The organism is Oleiphilus sp. HI0061 (assembly GCF_001635675.1).
This window is the reverse complement of record NZ_LWFE01000532.1, coordinates 1-648: the sequence shown is the minus strand read 5'-3', so window position 1 is coordinate 648 and position 648 is coordinate 1. Positions and strand designations below refer to the sequence as shown.

Below are 648 nucleotides of genomic sequence, written 5' to 3'. Positions count from 1 at the left end.
TTTGGCTGCGCAGTCACTCCCCCCTTAGTCCGGTCTCGTGCTTCGAGCACCCCGGCACACCAATCTACTGGTTTTCTCTGCTTACCTATTTCCATCAAAACACCAGCAATGTTACGAACCATGTGATGCAAAAATGCATTTCCCTTAATATCAATAACTAAAATATCGCCGAAGCGTTGAACATTAATAAATTCGACAAACCGAAACGGCGTTCTTGACTGGCAGCCTACAGCCCTGAACGAGCTAAAGTCATGCTCACCCACCAAACATTGAGCTGCCTGGTGCATCTTTATTTCATCTAAGGGGTCATGACACCAAGTCATTTCATTATGGAAGATTGAAGGCCTGACCGGGTGATTGTATATCACATAATGATAGCGCCTACTGGTAGCAGAAAATCGCGCATGAAACTCAGAGTCAACACAGCCAGCCCATGAAACACTGATATCTTTTGGTAGGTTTGAGTTGCTACCAAAAACCCACGCTCTTTCACTACGCTGCACTTCGGTGTCAAAATGAACAACCTGATGAGCACCGTGCACACCCTTATCGGTTCTGCCCGCGCAAACAAGCTCTATGGACTGATTGGCGACACTTGATACAGCCTCTTGTAAGTATTTTTGAACGGTAGGTAAGCCACTCTTTTGA

1 protein-coding gene is annotated in these 648 nt (G+C 46.0%); it reads right to left on the bottom strand.

Features of this window, described 5'->3' with window-relative positions; all coding sequences use genetic code 11:
• Positions 1 to 648 (bottom strand): tRNA pseudouridine(38-40) synthase TruA (gene truA / locus A3735_RS06970; RefSeq protein ID WP_068637824.1); only part of this gene is annotated, 648 nt, incomplete at both ends.